This window comes from Kribbella turkmenica, assembly GCF_004348725.1.
Lineage (GTDB): Bacteria > Actinomycetota > Actinomycetes > Propionibacteriales > Kribbellaceae > Kribbella > Kribbella turkmenica.
Genome location: NZ_SMKR01000299.1, coordinates 1 through 2,903, shown reverse-complemented (window position 1 = coordinate 2,903; position 2,903 = coordinate 1). Strand labels below are relative to the sequence as shown.

General features: G+C 67.6%; 3 protein-coding genes and 1 other RNA gene. 3 read left to right on the top strand and 1 reads right to left on the bottom strand.

The genetic code is table 11. The features are described from left to right. Together E1218_RS35280 and ssrA are read left to right on the top strand one after the other, a co-directional pair. Positions 1-564: DUF1707 and DUF4870 domain-containing protein (locus tag E1218_RS35280; RefSeq protein WP_233712689.1), on the top strand; the 564-nt coding region annotated here is incomplete at its 5' end. Between the two features lie 109 nt (positions 565-673). Next, positions 674-1,050, top strand: a transfer-messenger RNA (tmRNA) gene (gene ssrA, locus E1218_RS35275). A gap of 105 nt (positions 1,051-1,155) precedes the next feature. Here ssrA and E1218_RS35270 read toward each other — a convergent pair. Continuing rightward, positions 1,156-2,106 (bottom strand): hypothetical protein, encoded by a 951-nt coding sequence (locus tag E1218_RS35270; protein ID WP_132327372.1) that lies wholly within the window; start codon positions 2,104-2,106, stop codon positions 1,156-1,158. 162 nt (positions 2,107-2,268) lie between these two features. Between E1218_RS35270 and E1218_RS35265 the strand changes: the two genes are divergently transcribed. Then, entirely contained in the window at positions 2,269-2,856 is a 588-nt protein-coding gene (locus E1218_RS35265) for a hypothetical protein (RefSeq protein ID WP_132327371.1), read from the top strand. The last annotated feature ends 47 nt before the right edge of the window (positions 2,857-2,903 follow it).

Here is a 2,903-nt window from a genome sequence, read left to right as displayed (position 1 = left end):
GGCATGTCCACATCAGACCTGCTGGTGACGCCGGCCCAACGGGACCGAGCCGTCGAGATCCTGAAAGAAATGTACGCCGACGGCCGGCTGGACCACGGCGAGTTCGACACCCGGCTGGAACTGGCGCTCAGGGCTCGCACCCGCGCCGAGCTGAACAGCACGTTCGACGGCCTCGTGTCGCGGCCGGTACCGACGTACGCACCCGCGGCCTTCACCCGGCCCGCGCCGGTGCAGCGGTACACCGGTGACGGCCGGGGGATGGGCACGGTCGCGCACTGGCTCGGGTACCCGACGTTCTTCGTCGGGCCGGCGATCGTGGTGGCGACGACCGGTCAGAAGAACCCGGCGGTCCGCAGGCACGCGGTCGAGGCGCTGAACTTCCAGCTGAGTGCGTTCGGAGCGTTCGCGCTGCTGGGGATCATCACCGGGGCGACGGAGGGGTTCACCGCGTTCCTCTTCCCGCTGCTCGGCGTGCTCTGGTTCGTGCTCACCGGCATCGGCGGCCTGGCGACCGCGATCGGCTCCAACTTCCGCTACCCGTTCACACTACGTTTCATCAAGTGACGCAGAGTAGTGAACCGGCACGGGAATCCCGGGTGCGGGCGGGTTGTTGGACTTGATAGTGTGGATCTTCCACCCCCTCCGGGGCCGGTGGGAGTTTGACAATTCAACAGGGGGTGAACGGTTTCGACTTTGGACGTTTGTTCCAAGGGAAGCGGGCCGAGGATCCAGGGTTATCTCGTTAACGATCTCTGGAAACCAATAACTGCCAACGCTAAGCGCAGTAGCTTCGCTCTCGCCGCCTGACGGCCTGAGCACTTAAAGAAGCGGTCAGCCCGGGGATGCTTCCGCCCCGGTTCCTGGCCTCAGCTAGGAAGCTTGCTGCACTAGCCCGGTCACGGGGCTGGTGTGGGACTTTTACAGTGACTGAGCCTGTCAGCGACGTGTCTGTGAGAGCGCTGGGGCTGAGAAAACGCCGAACAGACTGCGCCCGGAGAAGCCTTGAAACGACGCTGAAGGACGCGGGTTCGATTCCCGCCACCTCCACCCCTTGAGTCTGTGGAACGCGCAGGTCAGCCAAGCTGACCTGCGCGTTCTGCTGTCCGGTCCACGACCGGCCGGCGGTGTCACCCGCAGGCCGGCCGGGCCCGGGTGTTACTCGCCGACCAGTTGGTCGTAATAGGTGGTGAACGAGACGTGGTCGACGCCGTTGAAGACGGCCGGGATCTTGCCGTACGCCGTGATCGCGGTGGCGGTGCCGTTCGCCTTGCTCATGGCGTAGTGGTAGCCGGAGTCGGTGTCCGCGTCGACACCGACGACGAGCGAGCCGCCGCGGGTGCCGCAGCCCTGGACCACCAGGGACTCGTACGCCGACCAGCCGGAGCTGCGGATCAGCTTGACGACCGGCTTGGCCGTCGCGGTGATCGGGATCCGGATGGTGTACAGCGCGCCGGCCTTCGTGGTCATCAGCAGAGTGTCGTACGTCGCCGACTCGCTGATCATCGTCATCGCCTTGAAACCGCGGAACCCGGGGAACGAGCCGAGCGCCCTGAAACCGCCGTTGACCTGGGCGTACCGGTACAGGCTGCCGTTGGTGTTCAGACCGTACAGGTAGGCGTGCCGGGGCTGCGTGACGCTGTAGTTCGACGTGGCGATGGACTTGAAGCTGGTCCAGCCGGTCCCGACCTTCTTGAAGGTCGGGGTGAGACCGGAATCCCGCACGTACGTCGTGTGCCGGTACAGGTTCCCGCCCTGCAGGAGCAGGCCGGAGAAGTAGACCTGGGTGCCGGTGGAGTTCTGTGCCAGGTACCAGGTCGCGTTGGCCCGGGTCGCGACGAAGTTGAACGGTTCGTACAGCTCGGCCGTCGGCGGCCTACCCGGGTAGACGTCGGCCGCTTCGACGGTGCCCGCGGCGGTCGGCCAGCCGACCCAGCTGGCACAGGCGGCCGTCGTCGCCGCCGGCGAACGTTGCTCCGGGCCGGCAGTCTTGGCGGTCCACGACGGTTTCGGGTCCGCCTGGCCGCCGGCCACGGCCGGACCGGATGCGGCGGTCGCGGCGAGCATGCCTACACCCGCCACGGCGAGCGCGAGGCGCTGCAGTTTCATCAAGGAGTCCCCCTCCAGGACAAGAAAAGGTCTCGGTCGACCCGAGACCTCGCACACTCTAACCTGGACCCCCGATATTTCGGAGACTCCTGCACTTCCGTGCAACCGGCACGGGATCGGAGTCCCGGCATCGCTCGCCGCGGTGCGGATCAGGAGACAGCCATGGCCCTTCCCGAACCCGTCATCCAGCGCGGTATCGCGATCGCCGGCGAGAACCCGATGATCATCCTCTACCGCCCCGGCAGCGACGACATCGTCGTCCTGGTGAGCATGTGGACGGCGAGGTACTCGCCGGTCGGCGCGGGGCGGGCGCTGCTGGTCTGGGCCGATCGGACCGCGTCCGGGCTCGGCTCCGAAGCGCCGGCCGGGATGTACGCCGACAACCCCGAGCTGGCGCGGTACGTCTGGGAGAACTTCTACCGCGACTACGACACGATTCGCGGACGCGGGATCGAGACCGGGCCCGTGGTGCCGGCCCGGTTCACCGAGGTGTCCGGCGGCGACCGGTTCCACCGGATCACCTGCGTCTCCGCCACCACCACGATCGAGCTCGAGTGGCGCGACGTACTCGACACGTTCCAGGTGATGACGCGGCTGACCGGGTTCGAGACCTCGGCGATCGGCCGGCCCTGCGCCGGGGCCGAGGTGCGGGTGAACGGAGTCGCCGCGCGCGGCGAGGTGCACCAGCCGGAGGGGTGGTTCGGCAGTTCGGCGGCGCTGGCGTTCGCCGAGACCTGGCGCGAGATCTGACCGCGCGCGCGGCCGTAACGGCCGGAGGCGTTCTCGCGATACCCGTA

Bases quoted from the DNA above. Each gene is read 5' to 3' on its own strand.
- E1218_RS35270 (WP_132327372.1), bottom strand. From the start codon at position 2,106: ATGAAACTGCAGCGCCTCGCGCTCGCCGTGGCGGGTGTAGGCATGCTC.
- E1218_RS35265 (WP_132327371.1), top strand. From the start codon at position 2,269: ATGGCCCTTCCCGAACCCGTCATCCAGCGCGGTATCGCGATCGCCGGC.